The organism is Stenotrophomonas sp. Steno-C17 (genome assembly GCF_056393165.1).
Genome location: NZ_JBWJPD010000007.1, coordinates 41,904 through 59,260 on the forward strand (window position 1 = coordinate 41,904; position 17,357 = coordinate 59,260).

Here is a 17,357-nt window from a genome sequence, read left to right on the forward strand (position 1 = left end):
TACACGCGCCACCGGTGTCTCAAGTCCCATTCACACACGCCGATACCGGACCCATGGATAGACTCAGCCTCATTGGACTTTTCCTTGCCCTGGCCTCGCTGGTCGGCGGCAGCATTCTGAAGGGCGCCGGCCTGGCCTCGCTGTGGTCGCCGGCCGCCTTTGTGATCGTCATCGTCGGTACCGTGGCCGCCATCCTGCTGCACACCGCGCCGGCCGTGTTCAAGCATGCCTTCAAGATCGTGCGCTGGGTCGTGCGCCCGCCGCACAGCGACCGTCGCGAACTGATCCAGCAGATCGTGGAATGGAGCAACATCGCCCGCCGCCAGGGCCTGCTGGGCCTGGAATCGCAGGTCGAAGCACAGCGCGATCCGTTCCTGCGCAAGGGCCTGCAGCTGCTGGTGGACGGGGTGGAGCCCGAGTCGATCCGGCACATGCTGGAAATCGAACTGGGCAGCCAGGAGCACCAGGACCAGGCCGGCGCCAAGGTATTCGAAGCCATGGGCATCTACGCACCCACGCTGGGCATCATCGGCGCCGTGCTGGGCCTGATCGCGGTCATGAAGAACCTGGCCGACCCCAGCAAGCTGGGCCACGGCATCGCCGCCGCGTTCACCGCCACCATCTACGGCATCGCCTCGGCCAACCTGCTGTTCCTGCCCATCGCGGCCAAGCTGAAGGGCGTGATCGCACACAACTCGCGCGACCGCGAAATGGTCATCGAAGGCCTGATCTCGATCGCCCAGGGCGAGAACCCGCGCAACATCGAAACCAACCTTTCCGGCTTCCTGCACTGACATGGCCCGCCGCAAGCACCACGAAGAGCACGCCAACCATGAAGCATGGGCGATCCCCTATGCCGATCTGATGACGTTGCTGCTGGCATTCTTCGTTGTGATGTACGCCATTTCCTCGGTGAACGAGGGCAAGTACCGCATCATGGCCGATGCGCTGACCGATGCCTTCGGCGGCGCCCCGCGCACCATCAACCCGGTGCAGGTGGGCAACAAGCAGGTGCAGGGTGGCGGCTGGGACAGCCCGTCGGTCATCAAGTCCGGCACCAAGGTCGGCCCTTCCGCGCCGGCGCCCTCGCACGACCCCACCCTGCTGCCGTCGATGGCCTCGCAGATGCGCATGCCAGTGTCGGTGCACAACCAGGAACAGATCGCCCGCGCCGAGCGCCAGCTCAGCAGCATTGCCGATCGCCTGACCGCCGCGCTGTCGCCGCTGATCGACCGCGGCATGATCAGCGTGCGCCGCACCGAACTGTGGATCGAGGTGGAGATCAACAGTGACATCCTGTTCCCCACCGGCTCGGCGGCGCTGGACGTGCATGCACGGCAGACCCTGGCCAGCCTGGCCGAGGTGCTGCGCGATGTGCCCAACAGCGTGCGCGTGGAAGGCCACACCGACAACGTACCCATCGCCACCGCCACCTTCCCGTCGAACTGGGAGCTGTCGGCCGGCCGCGCCGCCAGCGTGGTCCACCTGTTCGCCGACCAGGGTGTGCAGCCCTCGCGCCTGGCCATGGTCGGCTACGGCCAGTTCCGCCCGCGCGATGCCAATGACAGCGCGCAGGGCCGCAACCGCAACCGCCGGGTCATGGTCATCATCCTGGCCGACACCAGCCATGCGGTGGACCCGCTGGGCGAACGCCTGAACGCCGCCACCGGCCAGACCGATGCCGCCGCGCCTGCGGGCAGCACCACCGCTGCCGCAACCGCGCGTCCGGCGCCCCCTTCCCCCCTTGCACCGGTGCAGTTGCCGCCGGTGTCGGCAGGCAGCCACGTCGGCGCCGCCGTTCCCCCTGCAATGAAGGAGTAATCCGATGCGCATCTGGGCAGTCGCCAACCAGAAGGGCGGAGTCGGCAAGACCACCACCACCCTCGCCCTCGGTCGCGGCCTGGCCGCGCTCGGCCACCGGGTCCTGCTGATCGACCTGGATCCGCACGCCTCGCTTACCCGCGCCTTCGGCGTGCCGGTCGAGCCGGCGCCGGCCGGCGTGCTGGAACTGTTCGGCGCACCACCGGCCGATCTGGCCACGCTCTGCCACCCCAGCCCGATCACCGGCCTGGATTACGTCTGCGCGCAGGCCTCGCTGGCCACGCTGGAACGCCGCAGTGCCAACCAGCCCGGACTGGGCCTGGCCCTGCAGAATGCGTTGGCCCGCCACCAGGGCCAGCATGACTACATCCTGCTGGACTGCGCGCCCACCCTGGGGCTGCTGATGATCAACGCCCTGGCCGCCGCCGACCGCCTGATCATTCCCACCCAGGCCGAACCGCTGGCCCTGCATGGGCTGGACGGCATGGTCCGCACCGGTGAAATGGTCGAGCGCTCGCGCCGCCGCCCGCTGCCGATCTCGATCCTGCCGACCCTGTTCGACCGCCGCACCCGCGCCGGCAACGAATCGCTGCGCAGCATGCAGGACCGCCATGCCGGCCGCGCCTGGGAAGACGCCATTCCGCTGGATACGCGCATCAGCAACGCCGCCGGCCTGACCCTGCCCAGCGTGGGCGAGGACTACCCGGGCCGCGGCCTGGCGGCCTACCGCCGCGCCCTCAACTGGATCCTGGGTGAGGACGAGCGCGCACTGGAGCAGGCGGCATGACCACCACCGGTGTGCTGGACGACTATCTGGACGAGCTGCTGGGCGAGGCCATCGTGGCGCCGGCGCCCGTCGCCGCGCCCGCGCCCGAACGCGAGCCGACCTGGGACGATCTGCCGGCTGAAGTGATCTACGAAACCGAAGACGTTGCGGCGGTCGCGCAGAGCGACAGCGCAGCGCTGGAGGCCGCCTTCGATGCCGTGGCCGTGGCCGCGCCCGAACGCGAGCCGACCTGGGACGATCTGCCGGCCGAAGTGATCTACGAAACCGAAGACACCGACGGTAGCGCCGGGCCACGCCCGGCGAGCGCAGCGGCGCCCGAACGCGAGCCCACCTGGGACGACCTGCCGGCCGAAGTGATCTACGAAACCGGAGACGCCGACAGCAGCGCCGGGCCACCCCCGGCGAGCGCAGCGGCGCCCGAACGCGAGCCCACCTGGGACGACCTGCCGGCCGAAGTGATCTACGAAACCGGAGACACCGACGGTAGCGCCGAGCCACCCCCGGCGAGCGCAGCGGCGCCCGAACCCGCCATCGCGCCGGCCGGCCCCGAACCGACCTGGGACGATCTGCCGGACGAAGTGATCTACGAAACCGACAGCGCCGACAGCCATGCCCTGGCGCACATCGACAGCCCTGCCCTGCAGGCCGCGTTCGAAGCGGCGGCAGAAGGCGAAACGGTGGCCGTGCCTGCCCCTGCAACGGTGGCGCCGGTTCTTCCGGCCGCCGCAGTCGCCCCGGTACCGGTCGCCCGCGCCGCAGTGGCGCCGCCGCCGCGCGTGGCCGTCAACGCCCCCGCCGGCAACCGCCCATCGAGCTGGCAGGAACTGCAATCGCAGGCCCACCAGCCGGCCAGCAGCCCACACCCGCAGGCCCGCCGCGCCGGTGAGCGCACCTCGCGCTGGCTGCGCCTGCGCTGCGGCGTGCAGGCCTACGCACTGGAACTGCTGAAGGTGCAGGAAGTGGTGCTGCCCGTGCCCCTGCTGCCGCTGCGCGGCACCGCACCGGCCATGCTGGGCATCATGAACCTGCGTGGCCAGGTGGTGCCGGTGATGGACCTGGGCCTGCACCTGGGCACCACCACCGCCGAGGACGATGCGCAGACCCGCATCGTGGTGCTGGAAGAGAACGGCGAGATCCTGGGTCTGCGCGTATCGGCCGTGGAAGACGTGGCCAACCTCACCGATTCGCAGATCGAACCGCCCGACACCGCCCGCATCTGCCAGATTTCCAACGACCTGTTCCGCGGCGTGGCGCGTATTGGCCAGCGGCCGATGATCCTGCTCGACGCGACCCGTTTGTTGGGGTGATCCCCCATCCACGCATGGCGTGGATCTACCGAACATCATCCACGCATGGCGTGGATCTACACGCCGGCATTGTCCGGGGCGATCAACACAATGATCGCCCCGGTAGATCCACGCCACGCGTGGATGGCCCTACCGCCGAAACAACCCTAAAGAACCCCGCCGGTGTGCCGTTATGGATCTCGGAACCGTTTGTCCGGAGCAATCATGAGCACTGTCGAACTGGGTGATGATCTCGGCATCGAGAGCAGCACCGAGCTCAAGAACCGCCTTTCGCCGCTGGTGGCGGAAGCTGGCGAGCTGACCCTGGACGCAAGCCAGGTCGGCCGCATCCATACCGCCAGCGTGCAGGTGCTGTGCGCCTTCGTGCAGGCCCGCCGCGAGGCCGGGCTGGACACCGGCTTCCACGGTTGCACCGCAACCTTCCGTGACGCCGCACGCCTGTTGGGCGTCACCCAGGCCCTAGGCCTGGACGTACCCCATGACAACCTGAAATCTGTGGAGAACGCTGCATGAGCGCACGTATCTTGGTGGTGGACGATTCGGCGTCAATGCGCCAGATGGTTTCCTTCGCCCTCACCTCGGCCGGTTTTTCCGTCGAAGAAGCCGAAGACGGCGCCGTGGCCCTGGGCCGCGCCAAGGGCCAGCGCTTCAACGCGGTGGTGACCGACGTCAACATGCCGAACATGGATGGCATCAGCCTGATCCGTGAACTGCGCCAGCTGCCGGACTACAAGTTCACCCCGATGCTGATGCTGACCACCGAATCGGCCGCGGACAAGAAGTCCGAAGGCAAGGCCGCCGGCGCCACCGGCTGGCTGGTCAAGCCGTTCAACCCCGAACAGCTGGTCGCCACCGTACAGAAGGTGCTGGGCTGATCGCCCGGCACTGCTGAACCGCCCCTTCCCCACGTTTCCGGATTACCTCTGCCATGAGCATGGACCTGCAACGCTTCCACGCCACCTTCTTCGAGGAGAGCCGCGAAGGCCTCGACGCCATGGAGGCCGGGCTGCTGGCCCTGGAATCGGGGCAACAGGATCCGGAAATCATCAACTCGGTGTTCCGTGCCGCCCACTCCATCAAGGGCGGCGCCGGCACCTTCGGTTTCGACACCATCGCCAGCCTGACCCACGTGCTGGAAACCCTGCTCGATGAGCTGCGCGCCGGCAAGCGGGCCCTGGAAGCCACGGCCGTGGACGCCATGCTGTCTTCGGTGGACGTGCTGCGCGCACTGCTGCGTGAAGCCGAACATGGCCAGGCGGCCGATCCGGCTGCGGTGGCAGCGGTGAAGGCACGCCTGGAAGCGGTGCTGTCGGGGCAGGCCGCGGCCAGCGCCCCGGTCGCGGCGGCCGCTGCGGTCGATGACACTCCTGAAGCCTGGCAGATCGGCTTCACCCCGGCACCGTCGCTGTTCATGAGCGGCAATGACCCGCTGCGCATCATCCGTGAGCTGGAACACCTGGGCTCGCTGCAGGTTGCTGCCCGGATGGATCGCCTGCCGGGCTTTGCCCAGCTGGACCCGCTGGAAGCGCACCTGGCCTGGGACCTGGGCCTGGTCGGCAAGGTACCGCGCAGCAAGATCGAAGACACCTTTGCCTGGGTGCTGGACGACTGCGAACTGGACATCCGTCCTGCCGCCCCGCCCAGCCTGGCCACCCAGGCACCGGCGGCGCCCGCCGCCAGCGCGGTTGCCGCACCCGCGGCACCATCCGCACCTGCCGCCGCTGCAGCCACGCCGGCTGCGGCGGAAGCCGAAACCTCGATCCGCGTCAGCGTGGACAAGGTCGACGCACTGATCAACCTGGTCGGCGAACTGGTCATCACCCAGGCCATGCTGAAGCAGGTCTCCAACGCCATCGACCCGGTACACGCCGAGCGTCTGTTCGCCGGCCTGGACCAGCTTGAGCGCAACACCCGCGACCTGCAGGAAGCGGTGATCGGCGTGCGCATGCTGCCGGTGGACGCGGTGTTCCGCCGCTTCCCGCGCCTGGTGCGCGATCTGTCCAGCCGCCTGGGCAAGCAGGTGCGCCTGCGCACCATCGGTGAAGGCACCGAACTGGACAAGGGCCTGATCGAGAAGATCGCCGATCCGCTGGTCCATCTGGTGCGCAACTCCATCGACCACGGCCTGGAAATGCCCGATGTGCGTCGCGGCGCGGGCAAGGACGAGACCGGCACCATCACCCTGGCGGCCTCGCACCAGGGCGGTCACATCGTGATTGAAGTGAGCGACGATGGCCGCGGCCTGAACCGCGACAAGATCCTGGCCAAGGCCCACGAACGCGGCCTGAGCGTGCCCGACAACCCCACCGATTCGCAGGTGTGGGATCTCATCTTCCAGCCCGGCTTCTCCACCGCCGATGCGGTCACCGACCTGTCCGGCCGCGGCGTGGGCATGGACGTGGTCCGCCGCAACATCCAGGCGCTGGGTGGCGAAGTGCAGATCGAAAGCAGCCTGGGCAGCGGCACCCGCACGCTGATCCGCCTGCCGCTGACCCTGGCGATCCTGGACGGCATGACCGTGGCGGTGGCCGGCGAAACGCTGATCCTGCCGCTGGCCTACGTGCTGGAAGCGTTGCAGCCGCAGCCGGAAGACATCCGCAGCATGGCCGGCGAAGGCCGTGTACTGCGCGTGCGCGGCGAGTACCTGCCGATCCTGTCGCTCACCGAGTACTACGGTTACGGCAACCGCCGCGCCAACAGCGAATCGCTGGTGGTGGTGGTGGAAGGCGATGGCCAGAAGATCGCACTGGAAGTGGACGAACTGGTCGGCCAGCAGCAGGTGGTCGTCAAGAACATCGAGAACAACTACCGTCGCATCGGCGGTGTATCGGGCGCCACCATCCTCGGCGATGGCCGCGTGGCGCTGATCGTGGACATCGGCGGGCTGGTGCGCTCGCTGCGGATGCCGCAGGCCGCCTGACCACCGCCCACAGCGCCGTGCGTTACCCCACCGCCGCCCACCCGGGCGGCGGTTCTGTTTCCGGCGCCAGATCCCTTTTTCCTGGGGTCAGATCCCTTTTTCCTGGGGTCAGATCCCTTTTTCCTGGGGTCAGATCCCTTTTCGCAGAAAAGGGCTCTGACCCCACCACTGTGACACCCGTCCGGCAGCTGGTTTCCCCCGCAACCACCCCCACACCCCAAGGCCCCCGCCCCACAAGGCCTGCAGGCGATCTTCCCTACGCCAGCGAATGTGACATCCGTCCATAAAGTCCCCGCGCGCAGCGCCGCTATCTCGCTTTGACGGCTTTCACCGCCCCCCCACCGGCACGACCGTTCCCTCCTGCAACCACCCCCTACGCCGCCGCACCCGCGCCGGCACCTGCCCATCCGGAGCACCCTGCATGAAGTGGTTCCACGATCTGCCCATCGCCCGCAAGCTGGCGGTGGGGTTCACCCTGACCACCCTGATGACCGTCATCCTGGGCGTGTTTGCCCTGGTGCGCCTGTCCGAGGCCAACGCGCAGCTGCGCGCCATGGCCACCAACGATATTCCGTCCGTGCAGTACCTGGGCGAAGTGCGCTCGCAGCTGGGCGAATTCCGCACCTACGAACTGGCCCAGCTGAGCATGCTGGACAAGCCGGAAAAGGTGGCCGAGTACAACACGCGCATGACCGACACCGCCAAGGTGGTGCGCGAGCAGCTGGCCGCCTATGCCGCCCTGCCCTCGGGCGAGAAGGAACGCGCCCTGTACCAGCCGGTGCAGGCCGACGTGGACGCCTACTTCGCGGCCAACGCCAAGCTGCGCGATGCTGCCACCGCCGGCGATGTGGCCCTGGCCCAGCAGGTCTCCGACGAGCAGTCGCGCCCGCTGCGGCGCAAGGCCTTCGAAGACATGAAGGCGCTCAGCGCGTATCTCACCACGCAGATGCAGGGCAAGATCGACGCCGCCAACGCCACCCATCGCAACAGCATCATCGCCATCATCAGCTGCATCGTGCTGCTGTCGCTGGTCGCTGCGGCGCTGGCGGTAGTGATCTCGCGCGCCGTCACCGGTCCGCTGGGCAAGGCCGTGCATGCCATCCAGGCGGTCTCGCGCGGCGATCTGAGCGTGACCACCCAGGCCACCAGCAATGACGAGGCCGGCCGCATGCTGGCCGCCACCAGCGAAATGACCGCCATGCTGCGGCGCTTCTCCGAACAGACCCAGCTGATGGCACAGATGCACGCCGGTCCGGATATCAGCCACCGCATTCCGGAAGATTTCCCGGGCGTGTACGGCCAGCTGGCCAGCGGCATCAACACCGTCATCTTCGAACACCTCGATGCGATCCGCGATGCCATCGACGTGCTGAACCAGTACGCCGGCGGCAACCTGACCGAAGATGCGCGGCGCCTGCCGGGCACCCGTGCGTTCCTGCACGAAGCCATGGATGCGGCCAAGTCCAGCCTGCTGGCCATCAACACGCAGATCCAGCAGCTGGCCAGCGCCGCGGCCGCGGGCGATTTCAGCCAGCGCGGCGACGCCGATCGCTTCGCGCATGACTTCCGCGCCATGATCGACAACCTGAACACCATGATGCAGGTCGCCGATGGCAACCTGGGCCAGTTGTCCACGCTGCTGCAGGCCATCGCCGAGGGCGACCTGACGGCGCGCATGGACGGCCAGTTCAACGGTGTGTTCGCCCGCATGCGCGACGATGCCAACACCACGGTCGCCCAGCTGACCCAGATCGTCGGCCAGATCCAGGCCAGCACCTCCAGCATCACCCTCGCCGCCGGCGAGATCGCCTCCGGCAACAGCGACCTGTCGCGCCGTACCGAGCAGCAGGCCGCCAACCTGGAAGAAACCGCTGCCTCGATGGAGGAACTGACCTCCACCGTGCGCCAGAACGCCGAACACGCCCGCCAGGCCAACCAGCTGGCCATCGGCGCGCACGGTGTCGCCTCGCAGGGCGGTGAAGTGGTCGGCCAGGTGGTGACCACCATGTCGGCCATCGAAGCCTCGTCGAAGAAAATCGCCGAGATCATCAGCGTGATCGACGGCATCGCCTTCCAGACCAACATCCTGGCGCTGAACGCCGCCGTGGAAGCCGCGCGTGCCGGTGAACAGGGCCGTGGTTTCGCCGTGGTGGCCAGCGAAGTGCGCACCCTGGCCCAGCGTTCGGCCGCCGCAGCCAAGGAGATCAAGGGCCTGATCGACGATTCGGTCGGCAAGGTCAACGAAGGCTCGGCACTGGTCCACCAGGCCGGCGCCACCATGGGCGAGATCGTCGCCTCGGTGCAGCGCGTGACCGACATCATGGCCGAGATCTCCGCCGCCTCGCAGGAACAGAGCGCGGGCATCGAACAGGTCAACCAGACCGTAGTGCAGATGGACGAAACCACCCAGCAGAATGCTGCGCTGGTGGAAGAAGCCACCGCCGCCGCGCGTGCCATGGAAGACCAGGCCGCACAGCTGGGTGAAGCGGTCGCGCGGTTCCGACTGGCCACCCCGGGCCCGGCCAGTGCAGCGGTCCGCGCCGTAGCGCCACCAGCGCCTGCCCCGCGCAAGGCGGCCAGCGCACCCGTTGCGCCGGTGCCGCGTGCGCGCAAGGCGGCACCGCAGCCGGCGTTGGCCGGTGAGGGTGATTGGCAGGAGTTCTGAGTGCTGGCGCCGGGTTCTGCCCGGCGCCTTTGCCCAGCGGCAGCCGAGCATGGCTCGGCGCTACAACACCGGTGCCGGGCCTGCCCCGGCGCCGCGACGCGATAGCCCTTCAGCTTCACGCCGCCCCGGCCGCTAACGAACTACGGCCCAACGCGTGCACACCCATGTCCGCCCGCCCTACTGCCCCTGCGAAACCGGTTCGTGACTGGCGCCCGCTGGCCGGGATGCTGGTAGTGGCGCTGTGGCTGGGCTGGACCCTGCCCCTGCTGTGGACGCAGTCGCGCGCCGCGGCCCCTGAACCGGGCAGCTGGAATGCCCGCGATCTGCTGGCGCAACTGCCGCACGACGTACTGGCCGCCAGCAGCCAGCAGCCGCTGCTGTTGCGCCTGCCCGACCGCTGCCCCTGTGATGGACAGGAGGTACTGCCCGCTGGCAGCGCGATACAGACCAGCACCCTGCCCCTGCCGTTCGATTGGCTGGTCCTGCACCGGCAGCGGCTGGTCTATGCCGGCCCCGCCCGGCTGGACGCCGGCTGCGGCGGCGCCCGCCCTGCGGCCGCGCCGCTGGTGAACCACCTGCTGGCAAGCCCGCAGGACCCCGTGATCCTCGCCACCCCTTGCCCCTGCCTCAAGGAGTAGTGCATGCACGCAACCTCTGCCCCTCATGCATCGCGCGTCGACCCTGCATCGCTGCCGTTCCTGCGCACCCTGTCCACCACCGCCGACCGCCTGTTCCTGGTGGTCACCGCCGGCCTGGTGCTGGCTTCGCTGGTGCTGGCCGCGCGCAGCGGGCAATGGGCCCCGTGGCTGGGTGTTGCCCTGCCCGCCCTGCTGGTCACCGCGCTGCAGGTGCACTGGCTGCCGGGCACCCGGCTCAGCCGCTGCACCGTCGCATTGGCCTGGATGGTGCTTTCGGCCACGCTCATCTACCAGACGCACGGCCAGCTGGAAACACACTTCACGGTGATCGTGCTGATTGCGCTGCTGCTGTACTACCGCGACTGGCTGCCGATCGTCGTGGCGGCCACGGCCATCGCCGTGCATCACGTGCTGTTCTATGCGCTGCAGGTGCGCGGCCTGCCCTATCCGGTGTTCGCCGCCGGCAGCGGGCTGGGCACGCTGGCCCTGCACGCCCTGTATGTGGTGGTGGAAGCCGGACTGCTCAGCCTGATGGCCGTGCAGATGCGCCGCCAGTTGCTGCTGCTGGGGCATGACCCACAGCAGCTGGCGCAGCTGGCGCGCGGCCTGGCCGACGACCAGCCGATGCCGGAGCACCTGCAGGCGGCGCAGTTTCCGCGCGATTCACTGGCCGCCGCGCTGGTGCAGACCGGCGCCCGACTGCTGCAGCGGCGCGCGACCGAACAGCACACTGCGCGCGAATCGCTGCGCATCCGCACCGCACTGGACGATGTCACCACCAACGTCATGATTGCCGACCGCGATCGCAACATCGTGTTCGTCAATCGGCCGCTGCAGCGAATGCTCGCCGCTGCCGAAGCCGACCTGCGCCGGGACCTGCCGCAGTTCAACGCCGCCGACCTGATCGGCCGCAACATCGACATCTTCCACCGCAACCCGGCCCACCAGGCACGGCTGCTGGACGAGCTGAGCGGCACGTGGCGCGCGCAGATCCGCGTCGGCGGCCGCAGCATGCGCCTGATCATCAACCCGATCATCAGCGACGAAGGCGAGCGCCAGGGCTTCGTGGTGGAATGGGCCGACCGCACCCTCGAACTGCAGGTGGAAGAAGAACTGGGCCGCATCGTCGAAGCCGCCGCGCAGGGCGATTTCAGCCAGCGCGTGGCCACGGCCGGCAAGGAAGGCTTCTTCCTGCAGCTGGCGCAGCGGCTGAACGGCCTGCTGGACGCCAACGCCTCCAGCATCGAGCAGATCTCGCAGCTGCTGTCCGCGCTGTCACGCGGCGACCTGACCGTACACATGCAGGGCGAGTTCCAGGGCGTTTATGCACGCATCCGCGATGATGCGAACAGCACCATCGCGCAACTGACCACGATCGTCGGCAGCATCCAGACCGCGTCCGGCAGCCTGACCGGCGCTGCGGCCAACCTCGCGCAGGGCAACGACCACCTGGCCGACCGCACCGAGCAGCAGGCGGCCAGCCTGGAAGAAACCGCGGCCACCATGGAAGAACTGACCGCCACCGTCCGCCAGAACGCCGAACACGCCCGCCAGGCCAACCAACTGGCCAGCGGCGCGGCCAGCGTGGCGCACCAGGGCGGCGACGTCGTGAGCCAGGTGGTCAGCACCATGGGCGCGATCGAGGCCGCATCACGAAAGATCGCCGACATCATCGCGGTCATCGATGGCATTGCGTTCCAGACCAACATCCTGGCGCTGAACGCCGCCGTGGAAGCGGCCCGCGCCGGCGACCAGGGCCGCGGCTTCGCCGTAGTCGCCAGCGAAGTACGCACCCTGGCCCAGCGCTCGGCGGCGGCGGCCAAAGAGATCAAGGGCCTGATCGCCGACTCGGTTGGCAAGGTCGACGAAGGCTCGACCCTGGTGCGGCGTGCCGGCGACACCATGGGTGAGATCGTCGCCTCGGTGCAGCGGGTGACCGACATCATGGGCGAGATCTCGGCGGCGTCGCAGGAACAAAGCGCGGGTATCGAACAGGTCAACCAGAGCATCGCCCAGATGGATGCCAACACGCGCCAGAACGCCACACTGGTGGAAGCCTCGGCCCACGCCACCCAGGGCATGAGCGAGCAGGCACAGGTGCTGGCGCACGCCGTGGCACGCTTCCAGCTGCACGAGCAGCGCCCCGTGCGCAGCCTCGATCCGGTGCGACGATCCGTGTCCCGCCTTCCCAGCTGATCCTGGCGGGTCGATGCGGGGCTACATATTCCCGGCGCGCGGCCGATACCCCCAGTAAGCCGCGCGCCAACACGCGCTGGCGCCCGCCCCAGACCCAAGATTCCATGTCCGACGGCCACGACATTGCATTGAGTGACACCCACGCGGCTGACGCCGCCGACGAGCGGTTCCTGGTCCGCAATCCCCGCCAGCTGCGCCAATTGCTGCGCTCGCTGATCGACCAGCGTTCCCTGATCAACGCCCACATCGACGGGCGCGATCGTTCTTTCCCCACCGCCCTGCTCGATATCGACGAGGACGAAGACACCCTGCTGCTGGACGGCAGTCCGCAGGAAGCATCCAACCGCGCCGCCGAGCAGGCCGACCACCTGCTGTGCTTTGCCCAGCTGGAACGGGTACTGGTGCGGTTCCGCCTGCAGGCACTGGAACGCGTGGACAACGACGGCCACGTCGCCTTCCGCGCCCACCTGCCCGACGAGCTGGTGCACCTGCAGCGCCGCGAGCTGTACCGCCTGGAAACCCCCATCACCGACTCGCCGCAGCTGAGCCTGGCCGCCGGTGAAGCCGGTGCCGACGCCCTGTCGATGCGGGTGGTGGACATCAGTGGCGGCGGCCTGGCCATCACCGTGCCCAGTGATTGCGCGCTGTTCACCCTGCAGAAGCGCTACGCCGCCACCCTATCCATGCCCGACGGCCCGGACCTGCCGATCAGCCTGGTGGTGTGCAACATGCTGCCGCAGCGCCAGCCCAACGGTATCGAGGTGAAGCGGATCGGCATGCGCTTCGACGACCTGCCGCGCGGCGGCGATAGCGCCATCCAGCGCTACATCTTCCGCATCGACCGCCAGCGCAAGGCGCGCCAGAACGGCGAGCTTTAAGGTAGCGCCGGGCCATGCCCGGCGGATCCATGACGCTTCGCCGGGCATGGCCCGGCGCTACCGGCGCGTCCACGCCATGCGTGGATGGCCTGCCCAGTAGATCCACGCCATGCGTGGATGGCGCAGGACCCCAGCTAAAGTCCCCCGCCGCGGGGCCGATATCGAGGCTGACACCGGGACTACCGGCCGAACCAGGACCCTCGATGAACGACAAGACCAGCTCCACCGCCAGCGCCGGTGGCGAATTCCTCAGCTTCACCCTCGGCGCCGAGCACTACGGCGTTGACATCCTCAAGGTGCAGGAAATCCGCGGCTACGACGCGGTCACCCGTGTGCCCGATGCCCCGGACTACATCAAGGGCGTGATCAACCTGCGCGGCACCATCGTGCCGGTCATCGACCTGCGCCTGAAGCTGCGCCTGGAAAACGCGCGCTACGACGCCTTTACCGTGATGATCGTGCTGAACGTGGAAGACCGCGTGGTCGGCATCGTGGTGGACAGCGTCTCCGACGTCATTCCGCTGGCCGCCGAACAGATCCGCCCGACCCCGGAATTCGGTGCCGCGGTGGACACCCGCTTCATCTCCGGCATCGGCACCCAGGACGACCGCATGCTCATCCTGCTGGACATCGAAACCCTGCTCGACAGCGCCGACATGGGCCAGGCAGCCCTGCTGGAAGACGCGGCGGCCTAAGGAAACGGGCGTTTTTCACAATTCGACAAACGTCCCCTTCAGTTCCCCGTCAGCTTGCCGATAGGGGGACAGAAGCCGGGTGCGCAGGAGCGCATCAGCCCGGATCGTCTGTCCACACCATCCCCGGAGAATCACCTCGATGAAGTCCCTGCTTGTGTTCGTTTCGGCTGCCCTGCTGGCCACCACTGCTGCTTCTGCCTTCGCCCAGTCGGCCGACATGATTCCGCCGGAACTGGCCCCGCGCCAGGTCGGCAAGGACGGCATGGTCTGCGGCAAGGTCGAAAAGGCCCGTTACGCCGAAGGTTCCGAAGGTCAGCCGACCTTCCTGTACATGGGCGGTGCATTCCCGCGCCACACCTTCTCGGCACGTATCGCCGGCGAGAACCGCGGCAAGTTCAGCTTCCCGCTGGAAACGCTGGAAGGCAAGACCGTCTGCGTGATCGGCAAGATCCAGCGCGACGCCTCGCGCGCTGAAATCGAAGTCAGCTCGCCGTCCAGCCTGAAGCTGGCCAACATCAAGTAATCCGCTGTCCGTCCTGCCACGCCGGCCGCTGGTCGGCGTGGTTGCTGCAAGCGGGCCCGATGCCCGCGCGCGTCTGCCTATGGAGATCGCAACGCCCATGCCGTGGATCAACAATCTGAAACTGATGCCGAAGCTCATGCTGACCTTCGGTGTCCTCCTGCTGGTGATGTTGCTGCAGGGCATCGTCGCCTATCGCGGCCTGCACTCGCTGAACAACGTCACCACCGAGCTGGCCGGCTCGCGCATGGAGAGCATCCGCCTGGCGGGCGAGATGCGCGGCATGATCGGCGAAATCCGCAATTCCGAGTACCAGCAGCTGGTGCGCGCCAGTGCCGAAGTGAAGGCCGAGGCCCATGGGCGCGTGGCCGAGCTGCGCACCAACCTGGACAAGGCGATCAAGACCTATCCCGGGCTGATCGACAACCCGCAGCAGAAAAAGCTGTTTGAAACGTTCGCCAACGACTGGAAGGACGCGCTGACGTCCTACGACAGCGTGTCTGAAATGCTGGAACTGGACCTGCCGGACGACGCCATCGATACCTTCGTCGGCGAAACCCGCACCAAGCACCGCAAGGCCACCGCCTCGCTGGAAGCACTGATCGCCGAGGACAACCGCCTGGCCCGCGCCGCCCGCGAAGAGGCCTCGAGCACCTACTCGGCCTCGGCCGTGCTGACCGTCATCGCCCTGCTGGGTGGCGCCGCATTGGGCCTGGTCCTGGTCTGGCTGTTTGCCCGCGCCCTGGTGGGCAGCGTGCGTGGCGCCGTATCCGTGGCCAACGACGTGGCCGGCGGCAAGCTGGATGGACATATCGATGTCAGCCGCCAGGACGAAGTGGGCGAGCTGATGCAGGCCATGCAGCGCATGCAGCGCGACCTGCGCGAGCGCATCGAAACCGATGCCGCCGTGGCCCGCGAGAACCTGCGTATCCGTACCGCCCTGGACTACAGCTCCACCGGCGTGTACCTGACCGACCCGAACAACACCATCGTCTACAGCAACCGCGCGCTGCAGCAGACCCTGTCGCAGTACCAGGACGAGCTGCGCCGCGACCTGCCCGACTTCGACGCCCAGGCGTCGCTGATCGGCAAGCCGGTGACCGTGCTGGAACACCGCGGCGAGATGGACCACACCCTGCTGGCCAACCTGAAGCAGCATGGCGTGGCGCGTCGCCCGATGCAGTACGGCGATGCACAGTTTGCCCAGGTCGTATCGACCATCCGCAATGAAGACGGCGACACCGTCGGCTACGTGGTGGAATGGCGTGACCGCACCCAGGAATCGCAGGTGGAAGCCGAAGTGGCGCGCGTGATCGCCCAGGCCGCCGCCGGCGACCTGTCCGGCCGCATCGATGCCGACGGCAAGGAAGGTTTCTTCCTGCAGCTGGCCCAGCAGATCAACGGCCTGCTGGACGCCAACGCCGGCAGCATCGAGCAGATTTCCGGCCTGCTGGCCGCGCTGTCGCAGGGCGACCTGACCGTGCGCATGCACGGCGACTACCAGGGCGTGTTCGCCCGCATGCGTGACGATGCCAACGCCACCGCCGCGCAGCTGAGCGAAATCGTCACCCGCATCAAGCAGTCCAGCCGCGCGATCAGCTCGGCCGCCGGCGAAATCGCCTCGGGCAACAGCGACCTGTCGCGCCGTACCGAGCAGCAGGCCGCCAACCTGGAAGAAACCGCCGCCTCGATGGAGGAACTGACCTCCACCGTGCGCCAGAACGCCGAACACGCCCGCCAGGCCAACCAGCTGGCCATCGGCGCGCACGGCGTTGCTTCGCAGGGCGGTGAAGTGGTCGGCCAGGTGGTCACCACCATGTCGGCCATCGAAGCCTCGTCGAAGAAGATCGCCGAGATCATCAGCGTCATCGACGGCATCGCGTTCCAGACCAACATCCTGGCACTGAACGCCGCCGTGGAAGCCGCGCGTGCCGGTGAACAGGGCCGTGGTTTCGCCGTGGTCGCCAGCGAAGTGCGCACCCTGGCCCAGCGTTCGGCCGCTGCCGCCAAGGAAATCAAGGGCCTGATCGATGACTCGGTCGGCAAGGTCAGCGACGGTTCGGCACTGGTGCACAAGGCAGGCGCCACCATGGGCGAGATCGTCGCCTCGGTGCAGCGCGTGACCGACATCATGGCCGAGATCTCCGCAGCGTCGCAGGAACAGAGCGCCGGCATCGAGCAGGTCAACCAGACCGTGGTGCAGATGGACGAAACCACCCAGCAGAACGCCGCGCTGGTGGAAGAAGCCACGGCCGCTGCCCGCGCCATGGAAGAACAGGCCGGTCACCTGAGCGAAGCCGTCTCGATCTTCGTGCTGGACGAATCCGAAGCCGTGGCCGCCCCGCGCGCCCCGGCACCGCGTGCAGCAGCACCGGCCGCACCGGTCGCAGCCGCCGCACCGGCCCGTCGCAGCACCGGCGGTCGCCCGATGGCCACCGAGCTGGCCGACGGTGACTGGCAGGAGTTCTGATTCCTGCCCGGGGTCGGATCCCTCTTCCACCGAAAAAGGGCGCTGACCCCAGCATTCCGAAGACGCCCTGGCCCGTGCCGGGGCGTTTTCGTTTGCGGGGTATCCATAGATCCAGCCAACGGCGAAGCCCCTCGGGGTGGACGCTCTTGTGCTGGGCTTCGTGGGGTGGCCGGGTGGGTGGGCCGCGCAGGGGACGCTGCAAGTACGTCCATGTAAGCTCGTAGGCGCCATCCATGGCGCCTGCGCCCCTGCGCAACCCACCCACCCGGCCTCGGACAGTTCCCCGCGCGTCCACCCCGGATTGAAGAAAGAAGAGCAAGAGCAACAGCTGCACGCTGCGGGGTCTCTGAGGGGTCAGAGCCCTTTTCCGCTGGAAAAGGGATCTGACCCCACCCAGCCTGCATCCCGCCCCGGGGGTCGGATCCCTTTTCCAAAGGAAATGGGCTCTGACCCCAATTCC

The 17,357-nt window shown here is 68.0% G+C and carries 14 protein-coding genes; all 14 read left to right on the forward strand.

What is annotated here, in order from left to right:
• Positions 1-53 precede the first annotated feature (53 nt).
• The 14 genes from AC06FA_RS08195 (at position 54) to AC06FA_RS08260 (ending at position 16,897) form a co-directional block, all read left to right on the forward strand.
• On the forward strand, positions 54-794 hold the full coding sequence (locus AC06FA_RS08195) for a flagellar motor protein (protein ID WP_108749544.1): 741 nt from the start codon (positions 54-56) through the stop codon (positions 792-794).
• Between the two features lies 1 nt (position 795).
• Positions 796-1,821, forward strand: a complete 1,026-nt coding sequence (gene motD / locus AC06FA_RS08200) for a flagellar motor protein MotD (RefSeq protein ID WP_478067866.1) — start codon at positions 796-798, stop codon at positions 1,819-1,821.
• A gap of 4 nt (positions 1,822-1,825) precedes the next feature.
• Complete coding sequence (locus AC06FA_RS08205; protein WP_478067867.1) at positions 1,826-2,608, forward strand: ParA family protein; 783 nt, start codon at positions 1,826-1,828, stop codon at positions 2,606-2,608.
• Entirely contained in the window at positions 2,605-3,915 is a 1,311-nt protein-coding gene (locus AC06FA_RS08210) for a chemotaxis protein CheW (RefSeq protein ID WP_478067868.1), read from the forward strand. The genes AC06FA_RS08205 and AC06FA_RS08210 overlap by 4 nt, the downstream gene beginning before the upstream one ends.
• 204 nt (positions 3,916-4,119) lie before the next feature.
• The gene (locus AC06FA_RS08215; protein ID WP_108749540.1) at positions 4,120-4,428 is read left to right on the forward strand and encodes an STAS domain-containing protein; all 309 of its coding nucleotides are present in this window, start codon (positions 4,120-4,122) and stop codon (positions 4,426-4,428) included.
• A complete protein-coding gene (locus AC06FA_RS08220; RefSeq protein ID WP_038688521.1) occupies positions 4,425-4,790 on the forward strand; it encodes a response regulator in 366 nt (121 codons plus the stop codon). Before AC06FA_RS08215 ends, AC06FA_RS08220 begins: the two co-directional genes overlap by 4 nt.
• Positions 4,791-4,843: 53 nt before the next feature.
• Complete coding sequence (locus tag AC06FA_RS08225; RefSeq protein WP_478067869.1) at positions 4,844-6,835, forward strand: chemotaxis protein CheA; 1,992 nt, start codon at positions 4,844-4,846, stop codon at positions 6,833-6,835.
• Positions 6,836-7,256: 421 nt separating this feature from the next.
• Entirely contained in the window at positions 7,257-9,500 is a 2,244-nt protein-coding gene (locus tag AC06FA_RS08230) for a methyl-accepting chemotaxis protein (protein WP_478067870.1), read from the forward strand.
• Between the two features lie 164 nt (positions 9,501-9,664).
• A complete protein-coding gene (locus AC06FA_RS08235; RefSeq protein WP_478067871.1) occupies positions 9,665-10,138 on the forward strand; it encodes a hypothetical protein in 474 nt (157 codons plus the stop codon).
• A gap of 3 nt (positions 10,139-10,141) precedes the next feature.
• Complete coding sequence (locus AC06FA_RS08240) at positions 10,142-12,334, forward strand: methyl-accepting chemotaxis protein (RefSeq protein ID WP_478067872.1); 2,193 nt, start codon at positions 10,142-10,144, stop codon at positions 12,332-12,334.
• A 104-nt stretch (positions 12,335-12,438) separates the two neighbouring features.
• Positions 12,439-13,212 (forward strand): flagellar brake protein, encoded by a 774-nt coding sequence (locus tag AC06FA_RS08245; protein WP_478067873.1) that lies wholly within the window; start codon positions 12,439-12,441, stop codon positions 13,210-13,212.
• A 203-nt stretch (positions 13,213-13,415) separates the two neighbouring features.
• Complete coding sequence (locus tag AC06FA_RS08250; protein ID WP_108749534.1) at positions 13,416-13,907, forward strand: chemotaxis protein CheW; 492 nt, start codon at positions 13,416-13,418, stop codon at positions 13,905-13,907.
• Between the two features lie 139 nt (positions 13,908-14,046).
• The gene (locus AC06FA_RS08255; protein ID WP_478067874.1) at positions 14,047-14,430 is read left to right on the forward strand and encodes a hypothetical protein; all 384 of its coding nucleotides are present in this window, start codon (positions 14,047-14,049) and stop codon (positions 14,428-14,430) included.
• A gap of 97 nt (positions 14,431-14,527) precedes the next feature.
• Positions 14,528-16,897: a methyl-accepting chemotaxis protein gene (locus AC06FA_RS08260; RefSeq protein WP_478067875.1), complete on the forward strand. Its 2,370-nt coding sequence runs from the start codon at positions 14,528-14,530 to the stop codon at positions 16,895-16,897.
• Positions 16,898-17,357: the final 460 nt, after the last annotated feature.

Coding starts and splice junctions, on each gene's coding strand:
- AC06FA_RS08240 (WP_478067872.1), top strand. CDS start 10,142: ATGCACGCAACCTCTGCCCCTCATGCATCGCGCGTCGACCCTGCATCG.
- AC06FA_RS08245 (WP_478067873.1), top strand. CDS start 12,439: ATGTCCGACGGCCACGACATTGCATTGAGTGACACCCACGCGGCTGAC.
- AC06FA_RS08250 (WP_108749534.1), top strand. CDS start 13,416: ATGAACGACAAGACCAGCTCCACCGCCAGCGCCGGTGGCGAATTCCTC.
- AC06FA_RS08255 (WP_478067874.1), top strand. CDS start 14,047: ATGAAGTCCCTGCTTGTGTTCGTTTCGGCTGCCCTGCTGGCCACCACT.
- AC06FA_RS08195 (WP_108749544.1), top strand. CDS start 54: ATGGATAGACTCAGCCTCATTGGACTTTTCCTTGCCCTGGCCTCGCTG.
- AC06FA_RS08220 (WP_038688521.1), top strand. CDS start 4,425: ATGAGCGCACGTATCTTGGTGGTGGACGATTCGGCGTCAATGCGCCAG.
- AC06FA_RS08235 (WP_478067871.1), top strand. CDS start 9,665: ATGTCCGCCCGCCCTACTGCCCCTGCGAAACCGGTTCGTGACTGGCGC.
- AC06FA_RS08230 (WP_478067870.1), top strand. CDS start 7,257: ATGAAGTGGTTCCACGATCTGCCCATCGCCCGCAAGCTGGCGGTGGGG.
- motD (WP_478067866.1), top strand. CDS start 796: ATGGCCCGCCGCAAGCACCACGAAGAGCACGCCAACCATGAAGCATGG.
- AC06FA_RS08205 (WP_478067867.1), top strand. CDS start 1,826: ATGCGCATCTGGGCAGTCGCCAACCAGAAGGGCGGAGTCGGCAAGACC.
- AC06FA_RS08225 (WP_478067869.1), top strand. CDS start 4,844: ATGAGCATGGACCTGCAACGCTTCCACGCCACCTTCTTCGAGGAGAGC.
- AC06FA_RS08210 (WP_478067868.1), top strand. CDS start 2,605: ATGACCACCACCGGTGTGCTGGACGACTATCTGGACGAGCTGCTGGGC.
- AC06FA_RS08260 (WP_478067875.1), top strand. CDS start 14,528: ATGCCGTGGATCAACAATCTGAAACTGATGCCGAAGCTCATGCTGACC.
- AC06FA_RS08215 (WP_108749540.1), top strand. CDS start 4,120: ATGAGCACTGTCGAACTGGGTGATGATCTCGGCATCGAGAGCAGCACC.